The organism is Variovorax sp. 38R, from assembly GCF_014843395.1.
Lineage (GTDB): Bacteria > Pseudomonadota > Gammaproteobacteria > Burkholderiales > Burkholderiaceae_C > Variovorax > Variovorax paradoxus_H.
In genome coordinates, this window is record NZ_CP062121.1 from 2,819,608 (window position 1) to 2,838,016 (window position 18,409).

General features: G+C 67.0%; 15 protein-coding genes and 1 riboswitch. Of the genes, 6 read left to right on the plus strand and 9 right to left on the minus strand.

Going from position 1 to position 18,409, the window contains the following annotated elements; translation table 11 throughout:
• Window positions 1-80 precede the first annotated feature (80 nt).
• The 4 genes from ribD to IG196_RS12820 form a co-directional block, all read right to left on the minus strand.
• On the minus strand, window positions 81-1,211 hold the full coding sequence (gene ribD, locus IG196_RS12805; RefSeq protein WP_192196457.1) for a bifunctional diaminohydroxyphosphoribosylaminopyrimidine deaminase/5-amino-6-(5-phosphoribosylamino)uracil reductase RibD: 1,131 nt from the start codon (window positions 1,209-1,211) through the stop codon (window positions 81-83).
• 21 nt (window positions 1,212-1,232) lie between these two features.
• Complete coding sequence (gene nrdR, locus IG196_RS12810) at window positions 1,233-1,676, minus strand: transcriptional regulator NrdR (protein WP_007836918.1); 444 nt, start codon at window positions 1,674-1,676, stop codon at window positions 1,233-1,235.
• A 36-nt stretch (window positions 1,677-1,712) separates the two neighbouring features.
• A complete protein-coding gene (gene glyA, locus IG196_RS12815; protein WP_101492869.1) occupies window positions 1,713-2,957 on the minus strand; it encodes a serine hydroxymethyltransferase in 1,245 nt (414 codons plus the stop codon).
• Window positions 2,958-2,995: 38 nt separating this feature from the next.
• A riboswitch (ZMP/ZTP riboswitch) is annotated at window positions 2,996-3,122 on the minus strand.
• Between the two features lie 49 nt (window positions 3,123-3,171).
• Entirely contained in the window at window positions 3,172-4,032 is an 861-nt protein-coding gene (locus IG196_RS12820) for a lytic transglycosylase domain-containing protein (RefSeq protein WP_192196458.1), read from the minus strand.
• Between the two features lie 727 nt (window positions 4,033-4,759).
• Between IG196_RS12820 and IG196_RS12825 the strand changes: the two genes are divergently transcribed.
• The 3 genes from IG196_RS12825 to IG196_RS12835 are packed head-to-tail and all read left to right on the plus strand — an operon-like array spanning window position 4,760 to window position 11,632.
• The gene (locus tag IG196_RS12825) at window positions 4,760-8,566 is read left to right on the plus strand and encodes a DUF748 domain-containing protein (protein ID WP_192196459.1); all 3,807 of its coding nucleotides are present in this window, start codon (window positions 4,760-4,762) and stop codon (window positions 8,564-8,566) included.
• A gap of 10 nt (window positions 8,567-8,576) precedes the next feature.
• A complete protein-coding gene (locus tag IG196_RS12830; protein WP_101492872.1) occupies window positions 8,577-8,759 on the plus strand; it encodes a hypothetical protein in 183 nt (60 codons plus the stop codon).
• A complete protein-coding gene (locus IG196_RS12835) occupies window positions 8,756-11,632 on the plus strand; it encodes a DUF349 domain-containing protein (RefSeq protein WP_192196460.1) in 2,877 nt (958 codons plus the stop codon). The genes IG196_RS12830 and IG196_RS12835 overlap by 4 nt, the downstream gene beginning before the upstream one ends.
• An 84-nt stretch (window positions 11,633-11,716) precedes the next feature.
• On the opposite strand, the gene IG196_RS12840 is transcribed toward IG196_RS12835, so the two are convergent.
• The 5 genes from IG196_RS12840 to IG196_RS12860 form a co-directional block, all read right to left on the minus strand.
• Entirely contained in the window at window positions 11,717-12,508 is a 792-nt protein-coding gene (locus IG196_RS12840; protein WP_192196461.1) for a zinc-dependent peptidase, read from the minus strand.
• Between the two features lie 14 nt (window positions 12,509-12,522).
• On the minus strand, window positions 12,523-13,299 hold the full coding sequence (locus IG196_RS12845) for a UDP-2,3-diacylglucosamine diphosphatase (RefSeq protein WP_412556376.1): 777 nt from the start codon (window positions 13,297-13,299) through the stop codon (window positions 12,523-12,525).
• Between the two features lie 25 nt (window positions 13,300-13,324).
• Window positions 13,325-13,837 carry a peptidylprolyl isomerase gene (locus tag IG196_RS12850; RefSeq protein ID WP_192196462.1) on the minus strand — a complete coding sequence of 171 codons (513 nt, stop codon included), beginning with the start codon at window positions 13,835-13,837 and terminating at the stop codon, window positions 13,325-13,327.
• Window positions 13,838-13,860: 23 nt separating this feature from the next.
• Window positions 13,861-14,457, minus strand: a complete 597-nt coding sequence (locus tag IG196_RS12855; RefSeq protein WP_192196463.1) for a peptidylprolyl isomerase — start codon at window positions 14,455-14,457, stop codon at window positions 13,861-13,863.
• 112 nt (window positions 14,458-14,569) lie between these two features.
• Window positions 14,570-15,160 (minus strand): tetratricopeptide repeat protein, encoded by a 591-nt coding sequence (locus IG196_RS12860; protein WP_192196464.1) that lies wholly within the window; start codon window positions 15,158-15,160, stop codon window positions 14,570-14,572.
• A 193-nt stretch (window positions 15,161-15,353) separates the two neighbouring features.
• Between IG196_RS12860 and cysS the strand changes: the two genes are divergently transcribed.
• Genes cysS through IG196_RS12875 form a run of 3 tightly spaced genes read left to right on the plus strand, consistent with a single transcriptional unit; the run spans window position 15,354 to window position 18,397 of the window.
• Window positions 15,354-16,730, plus strand: a complete 1,377-nt coding sequence (gene cysS / locus IG196_RS12865) for a cysteine--tRNA ligase (RefSeq protein ID WP_192196465.1) — start codon at window positions 15,354-15,356, stop codon at window positions 16,728-16,730.
• Complete coding sequence (locus IG196_RS12870) at window positions 16,727-17,398, plus strand: DNA-3-methyladenine glycosylase family protein (protein ID WP_099796660.1); 672 nt, start codon at window positions 16,727-16,729, stop codon at window positions 17,396-17,398. The genes cysS and IG196_RS12870 overlap by 4 nt, the downstream gene beginning before the upstream one ends.
• Before the next feature lie 18 nt (window positions 17,399-17,416).
• Window positions 17,417-18,397: an acetyl-CoA carboxylase carboxyltransferase subunit alpha gene (locus IG196_RS12875; RefSeq protein WP_101492880.1), complete on the plus strand. Its 981-nt coding sequence runs from the start codon at window positions 17,417-17,419 to the stop codon at window positions 18,395-18,397.
• Window positions 18,398-18,409 lie beyond the last annotated feature (12 nt).

Genomic DNA, 18,409 nt, shown 5'->3' on the forward strand with positions numbered 1-18,409 from the left:
ATTTTCGCAGACATCGAGGGGTCTTCGGCCCGAAGGGCCGGTTTGCGGCTGCGAATGTGCCGCGCCGCAGCCGCGGCGGCTCAGAAGCGGTCGCGGCCGGCGACGCGCGCGACGATGCGCAGGTCGGGCCCGAGCATGTCCACCGACTTGAATTCGAGCGGCAGCGCGCCCGTGAGCGACGTGAGCGGGCCCTCGGCATGCAGGTGGCTGGCGATGTCGAGCCCGCTGCCGATCAGCTTGGGCGCCAGGTACACCAGCAGCTCGTCCACGCAGCCTTCGCGCAGCAGCGAACCGTTGAGCTTGTGGCCCGATTCGACATGCAGCTCGTTGACGCCGCGCGATGCGAGGTCCTTGAGCATCGCGGGCAGGTCGACCTTGCCGTGCAGATTGGGCAGGCAGGTGATGGTGGCGCCGCGGGCTTCGAGCGCAGCCGCCTTTTCTTCGTTGTGCCGGCTGGCAGCGTAGATCCAGACGGCGCGACCAGCTATGAAAATGTGAGCGTCGGGCGAGGTCTGGAGGTGGCTGTCGACCACGATGAGGTGGGGCTGGCGCGGTGTGTCGACCAGGCGCACGTCCAGGCGCGGGTTGTCTTCGAGCAGCGTGCCGACGCCGGTCAGCACCGCGCCGGTGCGGGCCCGCCAGGCATGGCCGTCGGTGCGCGCGGCCTCGTCGGTGATCCACTGGCTCACGCCGTTCTGCAGACCGGTGCGGCCGTCGAGCGAGGCGGCAATCTTCATTCGAACCCAGGGCTGCTGGCGGACCATGCGGCTGAAGAAGCCGATGTTGAGCTCGCGGGATTCGTCAGCGCCTGGTCCGACCTCGACCTCGATGCCCGCCGCACGCAGGCGCGCAAAGCCTTGTCCTGCCACGAGCGGATTCGGATCGGCCAGCGAAGCCACGACGCGGCGCACGCCGGCGGCGATGAGCGCGTCGCAGCAGGGGCCGGTGCGGCCGTGGTGCGAGCAGGGTTCGAGAGTGACGTAGGCGGTGGCGCCTGCAGTCGAATGGCCTTGGGCCTGCGCGTCACGCAGCGCCATTACTTCGGCGTGCGGGCCGCCGGCTTGTTGGGTATGGCCCTGGCCGATCACGCGGCCTTCGGCGTCGCACAGCACGCAACCGACGCGCGGGTTCGGGTCGGTCAGGCGGATCGCGGAGGCGGCGAGCCGCAGGGCGGTCGCGATGTGGGGTGCGTCTTGTTCGGAAGAGGGCATGCCGGGATCGTTCACACCTTCTTAGATATCGCGCAGCAACTGCCGGAACTCGTCCACGTCCTCGAAGCTGCGGTACACCGAGGCAAAGCGCACGTAGGCGACCTTGTCGAGTTTCTTGAGTTCACGCATCACGAGCTCGCCGACCTTGGTCGAATCGATTTCGCGCAGGCCACTGGCCAGCAGCTTCTGCTCGATGCGCAGCAGGGCGTTGTCGATCTGCTCGATGCTCACGGGGCGCTTGCGCAGCGCCAGCATCATCGAGGCGCGGACCTTGGTCGAGTCGAAGTCGGCGCGGCTGCCGTCTTTCTTGACCACGACGGGGAAATTGACGTCGGGGCGCTCATACGTGGTGAAGCGCTTGTCGCAGGCGCTGCACTGGCGGCGCCTGCGGACGAAGTCGGCGTCTTCCGAAACGCGGGTCTCGACAACCTGCGTTTCGAGATGACCGCAAAAAGGGCATTTCATGCGGCCAGTGCTTCTCTTCTTCTGTTACTTACGAAATCAACGGTAGACAGGGAAGCGGCTCGTCAAGGCGTGGACCTTGGCGCGCACCGCGTCGATGTTCGCCGCGTCGCGCGGGTTCTCGAGCACGTCGGCCACCAGGTTCGCCGTGATGCGGGCCTCTTCGTCCTTGAAACCGCGCGTGGTCATGGCGGGGGTGCCGATGCGCACGCCGCTGGTGACCATCGGCTTTTCCGGGTCGTTGGGGATCGCGTTCTTGTTGATCGTCATGTGGGCGGCGCCCAGCACGGCTTCGGCTTCCTTGCCGGTGATGCCCTTGGCGCGCAGGTCGACCAGCATCAGGTGGCTTTCGGTGCGTCCGCTCACGATGCGCAGGCCCCGCTCGGTGAGGGTGTCGGCCACGATCTTGGCGTTCTTGACCACCTGTTGCTGGTAGGCCTTGAACTCGGGCGTCATGGCTTCCTTGAACGCGACGGCCTTGGCGGCGATCACGTGCATCAGCGGGCCGCCTTGCAGGCCGGGGAAGATGGCGCTGTTGATGGCTTTTTCGTGCTGCGACTTCATCAAAATGATGCCGCCGCGCGGGCCGCGCAGGCTCTTGTGCGTGGTCGAGGTCACGATGTCGGCGTGCGGCACCGGGTTGGGGTACACGCCTGCGGCCACGAGGCCGGCGTAGTGGGCGATGTCGACCATGAAGATCGCGCCGACGTCCTTGGCAACCTTGGCGAAACGCTCGAAATCGATGTGCAGCGAGTAGGCCGAGGCGCCCGCAATGATCAGCTTGGGCATGTGCTCATGCGCCTTGCGTTCCATCGCGTCGTAGTCGATGGCTTCGTTGGCGTCCAGGCCGTAGCTCACCACGTTGAACCACTTGCCGCTCATATTGAGAGGCATGCCGTGGGTCAGGTGGCCGCCTTCGGCCAGGCTCATGCCCATGATGGTGTCGCCGGGCTTCAGGAAGGCGAGCATCACGGCTTCGTTGGCCGAGGCGCCGCAATGCGGCTGCACGTTCGCGGCATCGGCGCCGAAGATTTGCTTGACACGGTCGATGGCCAGCTGCTCGGCCACGTCGACGTGCTCGCAGCCGCCGTAGTAGCGCTTGCCCGGGTAGCCTTCGGCGTACTTGTTGGTGAGCTGCGAGCCTTGGGCCTGCATGACGGCCGGCGAGGCGTAGTTCTCGCTGGCGATCAGCTCGATGTGGTGTTCCTGGCGCGCGTTTTCGGCTTGAATCGCGGCCCAGATTTCGGGATCGGTCTGTTCGACCAGGATGTTGCGGTGGTACATGGCAGTCCTTTGAAGACGAGGTCCTTGTTCAACCAAACAAGGGCTGCCCAGGCGAACGGCTGAACGCCTGTTGTGGTCAGGCGGCACGCTTCCCAGTGGTATTCCACGTCAGCGCGTGGCACCTTTTTCGGGGTGCTGCGCCTATCGCCAGTCGCGTACAGGCCGAGTGTAGCGCAGGCCCGGAGGCATCCGGGCCTGTAGGGGCGACAAGGCCTCAGGAAACCGCGGAGAGCAGGGCGACCTTGGCCGGCGCGCTGCCGGTGGCGGGCTCTTCGCCTGCGGGCTTGGCCGGTGCCACGACCGGAATCGGCTGTGCGCGCGCCGTGGTCGGCGGCGGCACGGCCATCGTCGACGGCGCACGGCCGGCGGCGACCTGGCGCAGGCGCTCGTGCTCGGCCAGCACCTTGGCGGCATAGCCGCCGTCGTCGTCGAGGTTGGCAGCGCCCACGTAGTAGCGCAGGCCGCCTTCGAGCGAGCCGGCGCGGGCGATGCATTCCTGCAGCACCTTCACGCCGACGCGCATGTTGGTCACCGGGTCGAAGGCGGTGAGCGTGCCGCCCGCGCTTTCGTACTTGTCGCCGTGCACGCGGGTCATGACCTGCATCAGGCCCTGCGCGCCGACGTGGCTTTGCGCGAACGGGTTGAAGCTGGATTCGATGGCCATGATGGCCAGGATCAGCGTCGGGTCGAGCTTGGTGCGCTTGCCGATCTGGTAGGCCTCGGAGACCAGCACGCTCAGCGGCTCGGCCGCGACGCGGTACTTCTTGCTGAGCCAGTAAGCCACCGCCGCCTGCTGCTTGGGCAGCTCGTCGGGGCTCGCAGCCGTGGTGCGCACGATGGCGGTCGGCTCCAGGTCGGTGGCTTCGGGCGCGGGTTTGCGCGACTGCAGCCAGCCCATCAGTTGTTCCTCGCCGGTCTTGCGCAGGTCGGGACGCGCCACGAGGGCGAGGGCCGCGAACACGATGGCCAGACCGACCAGTGCAAACCCGTTGTGGGTGATTTCAAAAAAGCCGTCTGCCACATCGGACACGAAGGTCCGTAGCCCGCGGGCTGTGGCATCAAACGCCTTGCTCATCGCTTTTTTCCTTTCTGTGCGGCACCTGGCATGCAGCGCCGGAAAGGGCGATGGATGAAGGCAACGGCGCTTGGATTGGTATGTCTACGAATCAGGCTCCGCGCATGGAGGGGTGGGGGTGGGAGCGCGGCGGCCTGATCACGCCGGTGGAATTCGGCAGCGGATTCAGGGAGGCCCTCCTGCGTCGAGCAGCGAGGGCAGGCGGATTCTAGCGTGGCTAAATACACGGTCAAGCATAAGGATTTGGTTCCATATGTTAATAAGTGCTTGAAGAATCCCCTCGTCCTAGGGGTGCGCCAGGGGTGAGTGCCTACGGGAAATCCCTTGGGAAAAGACATTTGCAAAGGAAGGGAGGGACGCCTAATCTGAACGGGCCTGAGGTTTCAGGCGTTTTTCCGAAGTCAGGCAGTCCGAGGTGCAAGTCAAGGACTCGAACGATGGAGGACTCCACGGCGGCAATCTCTTGCTGCCAGCACGGCGGGAACAATTACTTCCGGTCGCGCGAATCGATGGCATGGGTTTTGAGCCCGCCATCAAGCCCGGTGACAAGACACTTCGTCGACTCACCGGGCTTTCTCGTTTTGGGACCTCACCTGCGCAGCGCTGCGCACTTTCTGCCTCACTGTCTTGCCGAGCGCCGCAGGCGCATCGCAATGCCTCGCCAAATGGGAACGCATTCACGTTTCAGCAGACTTTGTTGGCATCTGTTTGCGGCACACTTCTGCGAATGGATGCTGCTTCGATCAAACAGAACAAATGGGTGCGGCGTGGGGTTGTCGCGTTGCTGGTGTTGTTGGCCTTGTGGGTCATTGCCTGGCTGGCGGTGCCGCCGATTGCCAAGAGCCAGCTCCAGAAGATTGCGAGCGAGAAACTGGGCCGCCAAGTCACCGTCGGCAAGATCGACTTCAAGCCCTGGACGCTCGAACTCGCACTGAATGACCTGCGCATTGCCACCGCCGACGGCAAGCAGCCGCAGGTGGCCATCAAGCGCATCTACGCCGACGCCGAATTGCAGTCGCTGTTCCGCCTGGCGCCGGTGATCGATGCGGTGACGGTCGAGGCGCCCGCGGTGCTGCTCACGCACCAGGCCGATGGCAAGTACGATATCGACGACATCCTGGCCAAGCTGGCCTCGGGCCCGCCGCCCGACCCCAACGCCGAGCCCGCGCGCTTTGCGATCTACAACATCTCGATCAAGGACGGTGCGGTCGATTTCGACGACCAGACCGTCAAGCGCAGGCACGAACTGCGCGGCTTCACGCTGAATGTGCCGTTCCTGAGCAACCTCGCCTCCCAGCGCGAGATCAAGACCGAGCCCAAGCTGGCCTTTGCGCTCAACGGCAGCCAGTTCGACTCGGCCGCCTTCACGACGCCGTTCGCGCAAAGCCGCAAGACCGACGCCCACGTGCAGTTCAAGGGGCTCGATCTCGTGCCGTACCTGGGCTACATCCCCGGTGGCCTGCCGGTGAAGCTGCAGGCGGGCAACCTCGATGCCGACCTGAAGATCGATTTCCAGCAGACCGGCACCATCGGCCTGAAGATCACCGGCACGGTCGAGGCCCACGGCGCCAAGCTGGGCGATGCCCGCGGCCGCGACTTGCTGGCCTTCGACTCGCTCAAGCTGGCATTGGCCGACGTGCGGCCGTTGGAGTCGGTGTTCCATTTGAGCGAAGTCGCGCTGGCCAAGCCGCAACTGGTAGTGGCGCGCGACGCGGCGGGCCAGCTCAACCTGATGGCCACGAACCCCGCGACCGGCGCGGCCGAAAAGGTGGCGCCGCTGCCCGCGCCCGCAGCCAGTGCGCCGGGCGGAAAGCCGGCCGAGAAGCCCAAGCTCAAGGTGCAGGTCGACAAGATCGCGCTCGACGGCGGACGCATCGGCTGGCGCGACGAGACCGTCAAGCCCGGCGCGTCCATCGACCTCACCGACCTCGGGATCAACCTCACGGCCATCACCTGGCCCATGGAAAAGCCCGCGCAGTTCGACGGCAGCACTGCCGTCGCCGGCGCCACGCTGAAGTTCAAGGGCACGGCGACCGACAAGGTCGCCGACGTGCAGACCGAGGTCGAGGCGCTGCCGCTCTCGCTGGCCGCGCCGTACCTGGCGCAGAGCCTGGAGCCCACGCTCGACGGCAAGCTCAGTGGTCAGATCGACGTGTCCTGGGCCCAGCCCGACCTGAAGTTCAAGGCGCGCCGCCTGGCCGCCGACGGCTTGGCACTGACCCAGGCCAAGACCGCGCTGGCCAGCGTCGGCCGCTTCGAGCTGGTCGATGCCGAGGTCGACATGACCAGGCACACCTTGAACATCGCGTCGTTCACCGCGACCAACCCCAAGGTGAGCATCGAGCGCGACAACGAGAAGCGCTGGATGTTCGAGCGCTGGCTCAAGACCCCGGCCGGCGGCGCCAAGGTGGCGGCGCCCAAGCCGGCCGACGCTGGCGCGGCACGGGCCAATGCCAACACCAAGCCTTGGGCGCTGACCCTGGGCACGCTGGCGGTGGACAACGGCAGCCTGTCCTATGCGGACAAGGCCGGCTCGGCGCCGGTGGCGATCGAAGTCACGGCCTTCAAGCTCCACGCCCAGAAGATCGCACCCGACACCAACACCGTCTCGCCGCTGCAGGTGTCGGGCCGTATCGGCGCGGGCCGCCGGGCGGACCCGGGGCGCTTCGACTACAAGGGCACGGTCGTGCTCAAGCCGCTCGCGGCCGAGGGCCGGCTCGAGGTGGCGTCGTTCCCGGCGCATGCCTTCAAGGCCTACTACGCCGACGCGCTCAATGTCGACATCCGCCGCGCCTTCGCGAGCTACCGCGGCACAGTGCGCTATGCGACCACGCCGGCCGGCATGAGCGTCAAGCTGGCGGGCGATACCGCGCTGGACGACTTCCGCGCCAACAGCGTCTCGCTGACCCAATCGCCGGGCTTCGACCGCGGCAACAGCCAATTGCTGAGCTGGAAGACGCTGAGCCTGCGCGGCCTGCAAGTCAGCCTGGCGCCGAACGCGGCCCCGACCGTGGACGTGCGCGAGACCACGCTGACCGACTTCTTCGCTCGCGTGATCGTTGATCCCACTGGTCGTCTCAATCTGCTGAGCCTGACCAAGAAGGGTGAAGAGGCTTCGAAGGCCGCCGCAGCCACCGAAGCCAGCACCAGGAAGGGCCCGGGCGGCACGACCACCACGACCCGCGCGCCGGCCTCGGCGCCGCAGCGGGCCTCGGGCGGCGCGCCGGTGTCGGCCGAAGCCATGGTCGGCGGCGCCCCTGAGGCCGCACCGGCCGCATCCGCCCCGGTGGTGGCTGCCGCACCCGCGGCCGACAGCGGTCCGGCGCCAGTCATCAACTTCGGTCCGATGAGCCTGGTCAACGGCAAGATCGATTTCACCGACCTGTTCGTCAAGCCCAACTACTCGGCCGACCTGAGCGAGCTGACCGGCAAGCTCAGTTCGTTCTCGTCGAATCCGCCGAACGGGCAGGGCGGCCGCCCGGCGCTCGCCGACCTCGAATTGCGCGGCAAGGCGCAGCAGACCGCGGCGCTGGAAATCACTGGCAAGCTCAATCCGCTGGCCAAGCCGCTCGAGCTCGACATCACCGCCAAGATGCGCGACCTCGACCTCGCGCCGCTGTCGCCGTACTCGGTGCGCTACGCGGGCCACGGCATCGAACGCGGCAAGATGAGCATGGACGTCAATTACAAGATCGCCCCCGACGGCCAGCTCACTGCCACCAACAAGCTGGTGCTCAATCAGCTGAAGTTCGGCGACGAAGTGGCCGGCGCGCCCAACAGCCTGCCCGTGCGCCTGGCCGTGACCCTGCTGGCCGACCGCAACGGCGTGATCGACGTCGACCTGCCGCTCAGCGGCTCGCTCAACGACCCGCAGTTCAGCATCGGCCCGCTGATCTTCAAGGCCGTGGTCAACCTGATCGTCAAGGCCGTGACCGCGCCGTTCAGCCTGCTGACCGGCGGCCTGGGCGGTGGTGGCAGCGGCGATTCAAGCGCCATCACCTTCGAGCCCGGCAGCTCGGCGCTCAGCACCGGCGCGAAGGAAAGCCTGGACAAGGTCGTGAAGGCCCTGACCGACCGGCCGACCCTGCAGATGACCGTGGTGGGTACCTCCAGCCTCGAGAAGGAGCGCGATGCCTACCAACGCCAGCGCCTGCGCCAGCTGACCCAGGCCGAGAAGCGCCGCGCCGCTGTGCGCGGCGGCCAGACCGGCACCGAGGTGCCGCCGGTGACCGATGCCGAATACCCGGCGCTGCTCACGGCCGTCTACAAGCGCTCTGACGTCACCAAACCGCGCAACATGGTCGGCCTCGCCAAAGACCTGCCCGTGAAGGAAATGGAAAACCTGCTGATGACCAGCGTGCCGGTCGACGAGGAATCGATGCGCCAGCTCGCGGTCGAGCGCGGCGCCGTGGTGCGCGACTACCTGCTGGCGCAGAAGCTGCCGAGCGAGCGCCTGTTCCTGGGGGCCGTGCGCACCACGGCCAGCGGCGCCGACTGGAAGCCCGGCGCCGAGCTGAGCCTGACCATGAAATAGCCGGCAGGGCTTGGCTTTTCGCCTCGCCTTGCCATATATCCAGCGGGCCCTTTCCAGCCCGCCGAACGGTGCGCGCCGAGCTTCCGATACGGAATTCGGCGGGCTGTTCGCCAACTGGGTGAAAATGTCGATGTGCGCCGGCCTCTGCCGGCGCCTTCGCTTTCTCTACCAAGACAACGATTTCGCGCAGTGACCTCTACTTCTTCCAAGCCACACGACCTCCAGGCCCTCGATACGCTCACCGGTGGCGCCTTCACCGCGCCAACCTCGGGCGAGCGTTCCGCGCGCATCCGCGACTGGCTCGCGGGCAATCCCACGCCCGAGCTGATGCAAGAGGTCTTCAAGGAGTTGAGCGGCCGCGACAAGGGCGCGGCGCGCCTGCTGCGCGAAAAGCTCGACGAAATCAAACGCGCCAAGGGCCAGGAGGCCATCGCCGCCGAATGGGCGCAGAAGGCCGAGACGCTGCTGGCGCAGTCCAAGCTCAACATCGCCGACGCATTGGCCTGGCAGCGTGACGCCGCCAAGGCCGGCGCGCCGCTGTCGCGCGAACCGCTGGCCGGGCTGAAGGCCCAGCTGGCCGAGCGCGTCAAGGGCATCGAAGACCTGCAGCACCGTGCGCAGGTCCACCGCGAAGCCGCCGTCTTGCTGGCACAACGCTTTGAAGTGCTGTCCACCAAGGGCTGGAAAGACGCCCAGGCCGCCGAAGAATCGCTGCGTGCCGACGTCACCCACTGGCAGCAGCAGGCCGCCGACATCGTGGCCGATGCCAACTGGAACAGCCTCGACGCCAAGTTCGCACCCCAGCTCGACGCCTCCAAGTCGCAGCTGCTCGTGGTGTCCGACTCGTTCCACGGCGCACTGGCGCAGGCGATTGCCGCCGCGGCCGATGCCGCCGCGCCGCTGCCGCCCGTGCCCGTCTGGGCCGACGAACTGCGCGCCGCACGCGGCGAAGTGGTGGCCCCCAAGGCCGCCGCACCTGCGCGCCCCGCTGCCCCCAAGGTCGACCCGGCCGTGCGCGCCGCGGCGCAAGACGCCGTTCAGGCCGCCCTCGCCAAGCTCGAACAGGAAACCGCCGAAGGCCACGGCAAGGCCAGTGCCGGCGCCGCCGCCGCGCTGCGCGCTGTGCTCAAGGAGCACGGCAAGCTGGTCGACGCGCCGCTCGAAGCCCGCGTGCACGCTGCCTTGGTTGCCGCCGGCGAACTCGAAGGCTGGCAGCGCTGGAGCGCCGACAAGGTCCGCGAAGACCTCGTCGCCAAGGCCGAAGGCCTGCTCAAGCGGCCCGAAGGCCAGGCCCTCGGCGGCCGCAAGATGCAGGAAACCCTGCGCGCCCTGCGCGACCAGTGGAAGCAGGCAGACCAGGGCGGCGTGCCGAACCACGCGCTGTGGAAGCGTTTCGACGAAGCCTGCAACGAAGCCCACAAGGTCGTCGAAGCCTGGCTCGAGAAGGTGCGTGCCGATGCCGCCGAACACCGCGGCCTGCGCGTCGCGCTGATCGAAGAGGTCAAGGCCTGGGCCGCCGAACATGCCGGCGCCACCGACCTGAAGGCGCACAACCGCGCGCTGCACCAGTTCGCCGACCGCTGGCGCGACGCCGGCCACGTGGGCGAGAAGGTGTTCGCCGAGCTGCAACCGCTGTGGAACGAAGCCTTCGGTGCCGCCCGCGCCCCGTTCGAAACGGCACAGAAGGCCAGCGTCGAACGCCGCCAGGCCATGATTGCCGAGGCCGCCGAGCTGGGTGCCCAGCCGATGCTGCGCATCGATGCCGTCAAGGCGCTGCAGCAGCGCTGGCAGGCCGAGGCGCAGGGCGTGCCGCTCGACCGCCGCCACGAACAGAAACTGTGGGACGCCTTCCGCGCGCCCATCGACGAAGCCTTCAACCGGAAGACCGCCGAGCGCGAAAAGGCATCGTCGGCCATGAGCGAGCACGACCGCTACGTGCTCGACGCGTCCAAGGCGCTCGACGCGGCCAATGCCGGCGGCGACGCACAGAAGATCCGCGCCGCCATCGCCGGCCTCGAAGCCGCGCTGCGCGGTGAAGCGCCCGCTCGGGCACCAGCGCCCGCACCGGCTCCGGCCACCCCGAGCGACGGCCCCGCGGTCGGCGCGACCGGTGTCGAAGCCCCCGGCCAGGCCGCCGCCGAGTTCGGCGAAAGCGCCGAGCAGACGCCGGGTTCGAGCGATGCCGAAGCCACGCCGTCCGAACCTGCCGCGGCAGCGGCCGACGCGCTCGATCTGGTTGCGCCCGCAGACGGTGCCGATGCCTCGGCCCGCAGCGACAGCGCCGCACACGAAGCTGGCGAAGCCGCCAGCGTCGACAGCCCGGCACCCGCACCGGCTGCGCCGCCGAAGCCCGCACCCAAGCCCGTGGTGGCCATGCGTGGCGACGACCGGCCCAGCAGCAAGAAGGGCGAAGCCGCACCGGCCGCTCGCGGCGCGGGTCGTTTCGGCGACCGCCGCGATGCAGGCCGTCCCGGTGCCGGTGGCCCCGGCCGTCCGAACGACCGTGGCGGCCCGCGCCCCGATGCCCGCGGTGGCGATCGCGGTGCGCCCGGCGGCGGTGGCCGTTTCGGCGACCGTCCGCCGCGCGAAGACCGTGGTCCGCGTCTGGGCGATGCCGCTTTCCGCGCCCAGCGCGAAGCGCTCGAGCGCGCCGACTTTGCGCTGCGCAAGCTGGCCGCACAGGCCCACGGCGAAGCGCTCACGCAAGTGCTTGGCGCCTGGGAGCAGCGCGACGCCGCCCGCCTGCCGAGCGTGCAGGAACTGGGTCGCGCCGTGACGCCAGCCGTGCGCGGCCAGTGGTCGCAAGCCGTGGGTACCGCACCGACGGCCGCCGCGGGCGATGCCGCCGAAGCGCTGCTGCGCCTCGAAATGGCCGCTGAAGTGCCGACGCCCGCCGAACAGCTCGACGCACGCCGCGCGCTGCAGCTCAAGCTGCTGACGAAGCGCGGCGACCCGACGCCGGCCCAGACCTGGGGCCAGGACGCCGGCAAGGTGCTGGCTGCTGCGCACGACGCCACCACCGCGCGCCGTCTGCAGAACGCGCTGAAGGCGCTGCTGCGCAAGTAAGACGAAGCGTTGCGGCGAAGCAGCCGCATGCATAAAAAAGGCGCCTCATCGAGGCGCCTTTTTCTTTGTCTGAACCGCGTCAGTTCAGGACTTCGCGGGAAGGAAAAATGCGTCGAACAGCGTCACGACCTGCGGAAAGTCGCGCGCGAAGTTCGGCCGGTTCACGAAGTAGGCCTCGCAGGCCACCGCGAAGAACTCGCTGATCGAGGTCGCGCCATAGTCGTCGAGCCAGGGCGGCTCGGCGCCGAAGCGTTCGGCGAGGATGGTCTTTTCGCGGAAGTCGTCGTAGGCCGGTTGCAGCACGGCCATCCAGGCCGTGCGGGCCTCGCGCGCACTGCGCCGGCCCATGAAGCCGGCCGGCAGCGGCGGGCAGCCGTCGGCGATGCCGTTGCGCATGTCGATCTTGTGGGCGAACTCGTGGATCACGACGTTGTAGCCGCCCTCGCTGGTCACGCTGCTCGCGAGCACGTCCTGCCAGCTGAGCATCACGGGGCCCTGGTCCATCGCCTCGCCGGCGACGACTTCTTCGTACTCGTGCACGACCAGCGCGTCATCGACGACCTTGCGCGGCGCCACCACCTCGGATGGATGCACCACGATGCCGACGAAATCGTCGTACCAGTCGAGCCCGTCCTTCAGGTGCAGCACCGGCAGCACAGCCTGCGCCGCGATGGCCAGCGCCACCTCGTCGGTGATGACGAAGCCCTGCGTGCCGTGGAATTCCTTGTCGCGCAGGAACTCGGCCGCGAGCGTGCGCAGCCGTTGCTGCTCGGCAGGCGGCAACTCGCCCAGGAACGCGTAGCGCGTGAGCGTGGCGCGCCAGGCGGCGTCGGGAATCGGGGGCAGGGTGCGCAGACGGCGCAGCCACTTGAACATCGGCAGCGGTGCGTCTAGCGCAGGTCGACGCGTTGTGCGCCGGCGGCCGACAGGCACAGCAGCTGCGCGCGCGGCGGATGGGCTGCGACATCCCAGTCGCTCAGCACGATGCGGCGTAGGCCGTGGCCCAGGTCGTGCACGGCGGGGCGGTGGGTGTGGCCGTGGATCAGCGCACTGGCGCCTGCATGCTGTAGCCATTCGCGGGCAGCGTTGGCGTCGACGTCGGCCCAGAGGGTCGAGGGATCGCGCTTGCGGTCTTCGCTTTGCGTGCGGATGGCGCGCGCGAGGGCGCGGCGCTCTTCGAGTGGGCGCGCAAGGAACGCGGCCTGCCATTCAGGCGTGCGCACCTGGGCGCGAAACTGGAGGTACTCGGTGTCTTCGAGGCAGAGGGCGTCGCCATGGCTCAGCAGCCAGCGTTCGCCGTGCAGCACAAGAACCGTGGGGTCGTCGAGCAACGTGAGGCCGCATTGCGCCGCAAAGGCCTTGCCGACGAGGAAGTCGCGGTTGCCGTGCATGAAGAACACAGGCATGCGCTGCGCGGTGCGCTGCAGCAACTCGACGCATTGCGCCTCGAAGCCAGGTTGGTCGGCGGCATCGTCGCCCACCCACACCTCGAACAGGTCGCCGAGGATCACCAGCGCATCGGCCGGCGTGGTCTGCAGGTAGCCCTGCCAGGCCTCGAAGGTGGCCAGCTCGCTCGCCTGCAGATGCAGGTCGGAGATCAGGTCGACGGTGCGCCACGCGGGCGGCGCCACCAGCTCGGAGAAAGCCGGGTTCGCCATCGAGGTCATGCCGCGCCGCCGTGCCTGAAGCGTGTCATTCGGCGGTGACGACGGCCTTTTCGATCACGACGTCTTCGAGCGGCACGTCGTCATGGAAGCCCTTGCGGCCCGTCTTCACGGCCTTGATCTTGTCGACGATATCGGCGCCGCCCGTGACCTTGCCGAACACTGCGTAGCCCCAGCCCTGGGCCGAGGGCGCGGTGTGGTTCAGGAAGCCGTTGTCGGCCACGTTGATGAAGAACTGGGCGGTGGCCGAGTGCGGTGCGCTCGTGCGGGCCATGGCCACGGTGTAGTTGGCGTTCTTGAGGCCGTTGTTGGCTTCGTTCTCGATTTCGGCGCCGGTGGGCTTTTGCTTCATGCCGGGCTCGAAACCGCCGCCTTGCACCATGAAGCCGGGGATCACGCGGTGGAACACCGTGTTGTCGTAGTGGCCCTTCTTCACGTACTCGATGAAGTTGGCGGCCGACTTCGGTGCCTTTTCGGCGTCGAGTTCGAGCGTGATGACGCCGTAGTTCTTGATGTGCAGTTCGACTTGGGGGTTGCTCATGGGATAGCTCCTTCTACGGAAATTTACTTCGCCAGCGTGGCGGACTTGATGGTGAGGGTTTCGACGGGCACGTTCTGCATGCCGCCCTTGTTGCCGGTCTGCACGGCGCGGATCTTGTCGACCACGTCGGTGCCGGCGACGACCCTGCCGAACACGGTGTAGCCGTAGCCGTCGGGGTTGGGTGCGTTGAGCGAGTCGTTGTTCTTCACGTTGATGAAGAACTGCGAGGTGGCCGAATTCGGGTTGCCGGTGCGGGCCATCGCGATCGTGTACTTGTCGTTCTTCAGGCCGTTGTTGGCCTCGAGCGGGATCGGCGGACGCGTGGGCTTTTGCTGCATGTCGGCCGTGAAGCCGCCGCCCTGGATCATGAAGCCGTCGATGACGCGGTGGAACACCGTGCCGTCGTAGTGCTTGTCTTTGACGTACTGCAGGAAGTTCTCGACCGTCTTGGGGGCCTTGGCCGCATCGAGCTCGATCACGATGTCGCCCGCCGAAGTGGCGAGCTTGACGCGCGGCGCGGCCTGCTGGGCGTGCGCGCCAGCGGCGGCACCGAAGGCCAGGGCGGCAGCCAGGGCAAGGGCGCCGCGGCGGCTGAAACGGGAAAGTGCAGAGGTCGTCAAATGAGGCTCCGTGTGCGGGTGGAGGGGAGGGCAGTGGGCCTGCGGTGGCGCAGACTGGGGGGCAACTGTGTGCGCACCACCGGATTGCAAGAGGCTGTGGGCCGTTGAGCGGTTACTTGGTCGCGCGGCCCACGGGCTTGCGCACCTCGGGCGGCGCTGCCGGCAGCACCGCCGCATCGGCCGCGGCCTTGGGCGTGAAGATCTGGCGGATCAGCGAGAGTTTGGGCACCACGCTCGCGTTGGTGGTGGCGAACTGCTGGGCGCGCTGGTATTCCTGGGCTGCCAGGCGTGCGTACACGTCGCCGAGGTTCTCGTGCGCGGTGGCGTAGTTGGGGCTGAGCTTGAGCGCGGTTTCGAGTGCGGCGCGGGCCTGGTCGAACTTGCTCTGCGAGGCATACAACGCCGCGAGGTTGTTGTAGGGCTCGGGCAGTTCCGGGAAGTCCTGTGTGAGCTGCGTGAACGTGGTGATCGCCTCGGCGGTCTTGTTCTGCTCGGTGAGGATCACACCGCGCAGGAAGCGCATCTGCGGGTCGCGCGGCTTGCCGGCGATGTAGGTGTCGGCCTTGGCGAGCGCCTCGGCGGACTTGCCCTGGCGCAGCAGAAGGTTGACGTCGTCGTAGTCGTTGGCGTGCGCGGCAAAGCCCCACAGACCGAACAGCAGTGCAAAGGCGATGGGGAGTTTGGAGAACACAGCGTGCTTCATGAAGTCTCGGCAGGATGGGGGAGAGCGGGCCTGGAGAACACCCGGACGCTGCGCGGCGGCAGCCGTTTATACTGCGTCGCATTGTAGCCGAGGGGCCACGTCGAACCCCTCGTAGCCACACCCTCCGTCACCCCTGAAATACACCGTTGCTCGCCCGTACCGCACGTGCGCGAATCAACGCTTTCCGAGTCCCATGAGTCTGCGCATCTACAACACGCTGTCGCGTGAATTGGAGGAATTCTCCCCCCTGCAACCTGGGCAGGTTCGCATGTACGTGTGCGGCATGACGGTCTATGACCTGTGCCACATCGGCCATGCCCGCATGATGATGGCGTTCGACGTGGTGCAGCGCTGGCTGCGCGCCAGCGGCTATGCCGTGACCTACGTGCGCAACATCACCGACATCGACGACAAGATCATCGCCCGCGCGGTCCAGCGCGGCATCACCATCCGTGCGCTGACCGACGAGGTGATCGCGGCCATGCACGAGGACATCGGTGCACTGCGCATCGAGCCGCCCACCATCGAGCCGCGCGCCACCGAATACGTGCCGCAGATGCTCGGCATCATCGAGACGCTGGAGCGCAAGGGTCTGGCCTACCGCTCGGACAACGGCGACGTGAACTACGCGGTGCGCAAGTTCCCTGGCTACGGCAAGCTCTCGGGCAAGTCGCTCGACGAACTGCACGCGGGCGAACGCGTCGCGGTGCTCGACGGCAAGCAGGACCCGCTCGACTTCGTGCTCTGGAAATCCGCCAAGCCGACCGAGCCCGACGACGCCAAATGGGAAAGCCCCTTCGGCACCGGCCGCCCGGGCTGGCACATCGAGTGCTCGGCCATGAGCTGCGCCACGCTCGGCGAAACCTTCGACATCCACGGCGGTGGCGCAGACCTGCAGTTCCCGCACCACGAAAACGAAATTGCGCAGAGCGAAGGCGCCAACGGCAAGCCGCTCTCGCGCTTCTGGGTGCACAACGGCTTCGTGCGCGTGGACAACGAGAAGATGTCCAAGAGCCTGGGCAACTTCTTCACCATCCGCGAAGTGCTGCAGAAGTACGACGCCGAAAGCCTGCGTTTCTTCCTGGTGCGCACGCATTACCGCAGCGCGCTCAACTACAGCGACGCCCACCTCGACGACGCGCGCAACTCGCTCAAACGCCTGTACACCGCGCTCGACCTGGTGGCGCCAGGGGCCGTGACCATCGACTGGACGCAGCCCCACGCCGCACGTTTCAAGGCGGCGATGGATGAAGACTTCGGTACGCCCGAAGCCATCGCCGTGTTGTTCGAACTGGCCGGCGAAGTCAACCGCACCAAGTCCGCAGACACCGCGGGTCTGCTCAAGGCGCTGGCCGGAACGCTGGGTCTTCTGCAAGGCGACCCGAAGGCGTTTCTGCAAGCTGGCACCACGCTCGACGAAGCCACGATCCAGTCGAAGATCGACGCACGCGCAGCGGCCAAGGCTGCGAAGAATTTCGCCGAGGCCGATCGCATTCGCCAGGAGCTCCTCGAGCAGGGCATCGTGCTCAAGGATTCGCCCACGGGAACGACCTGGGCGGCTGCACAGTGAACGGAACCACGAACCCCGTACCTGCAACCCAGCAGACCAGCGTGCGCATCTACACGCCGGACTATTGGGAGGAAGCCTGCAAGCACCTGGCCAAGAAAGACCGCGTGATGAAGCGGCTCATTCCGAAGTTCGGCGAAGCCTGCCTCGAATCGCGCGGCGACGCGTTCACCACGCTGGCGCGCAGCATCGTGGGCCAGCAGATATCGGTGAAGGCCGCGCAGTCGACCTGGGACAAGTTCGCCACGCTGCCGCGCAAGCTGACGCCGGCCAACGTGCTCAAGCTCAAGGTCGACGACATGCGCGGCGCCGGGCTGTCGGCGCGCAAGATCGAATATCTGGTCGACCTGGCCCTGAATTTCGATTCGGGCACCGTGCATGTCGACCGCTGGCAAGACATGTCGGACGAGCTCATCATCGAAGAGCTCGTGGCCATCCGCGGCATCAGCCGCTGGACCGCCGAGATGTTCCTCATCTTTCACCTGATGCGCCCGAACGTGCTGCCGGTCGACGACCAGGGCCTGCTCAACGGCATCAGCGTGAACTATTTTTCGGGCGATCCGGTCAGCCGCAGCGATGCCCGCGACGTCGCCGTGGCCTGGGCGCCGTATTGCAGCGTGGCGACTTGGTATATTTGGCGATCGCTGGACCCCGTGCCGGTCGCATATTGAACAAAACAGGAGAAGACGTTGGCGAAACGAACCTTCCTCGACTTCGAGCAGCCCATTGCTGAACTCGAAACAAAAATCGAAGAACTGCGCTATGTACAGACCGAATCGGCGGTCGACATCTCGGAAGAAATCGATCAGCTCGGCAAGAAAAGCCAGCAGCTCACCAAGGACATCTACAGCGACCTGACGCCCTGGCAGATCACCAAGATCGCCCGGCATCCAGAGCGCCCGTACACGCTCGACTACGTCAACGAAATCTTCACCGACTTCGTCGAGCTGCATGGTGACCGTCATTTCTCGGACGACCTGTCGATCGTCGGTGGCCTTGCGCGCTTCAACGGCGTGCCCTGCATGGTGCTGGGTCACCAGAAGGGCCGCGACACGAAGGAGCGCACCGCGCGCAACTTCGGCATGAGCAAGCCCGAGGGCTACCGCAAGGCGCTGCGTCTCATGAAGACGGCCGAGAAATTCAAGCTGCCGGTGTTCACCTTCGTGGACACGCCCGGCGCCTACCCCGGCATCGACGCGGAAGAGCGCGGCCAATCGGAAGCCATCGGTCGCAACATCTTCGAGATGGCGCAGCTCGAGGTGCCCATCATCGTCACCATCATCGGTGAAGGCGGTTCGGGCGGCGCGCTGGCCATTTCGGTCGGCGACCAGCTCGTGATGCTGCAGTACTCGATCTACTCCGTGATCAGCCCCGAAGGCTGTGCGTCCATCCTCTGGAAGACCAGCGACAAGGCGCAGGAAGCGGCCGATGCACTGGGCATCACGGCGCACCGCCTGAAGGCGCTGGGCCTGGTCGACAAGATCGTCAACGAACCCGTCGGCGGCGCGCACCGCGACCATCGCCAGATGGCCGCGTTTCTCAAGCGCGCGCTCAACGACGCCTTCCGCCAGGTCAGCGACCTGAAGACGAAGGAGCTGCTGGACCGCCGCTACGAGCGCCTGCAGAGCTACGGCCGGTTCAACGACACCAAGGCCGACATCAGCCGCTGAGCGGCTTTTTCT